Annotated in this window: 1 protein-coding gene; it reads left to right on the top strand. The window is 71.1% G+C overall.

The genetic code is table 11. From position 1 onward, the window contains the following. On the top strand, positions 1–242 hold a 242-nt coding region (locus SB822_RS60240; protein WP_410859532.1), incomplete at both ends, for a glycosyltransferase.

The following is a 242-nucleotide window of genomic DNA, read 5'->3' as shown; positions in this document are numbered from 1 at the left end:
CGCGCGCATCGGCTTCGACGAGTCGCTGGCGCGGGCGATGTTCGCCGGAGCCGACTTCCTGCTCATGCCCTCGCGCTTCGAGCCCTGCGGGCTCAGCCAGATGTACGCGCAACGCTTCGGCTGCCTGCCGGTCGCGCATGCCACTGGCGGGCTGATCGATACGGTCGACGACGGCGTCACCGGCTTCCTGTTCCAGGGCGCCAGCGCCGACGCCCTGCGGCGCTGCCTGCAGCGTGTGTTCC

Origin of the sequence: Paraburkholderia sp. SIMBA_054, from assembly GCF_046534875.1 — a bacterium.
GTDB classification, from domain to species: Bacteria; Pseudomonadota; Gammaproteobacteria; order Burkholderiales; family Burkholderiaceae; genus Paraburkholderia; species Paraburkholderia hospita.
The sequence above is the reverse complement of the archived record's forward strand: the minus strand, read 5'-3'. Positions and strand labels throughout refer to the sequence as shown.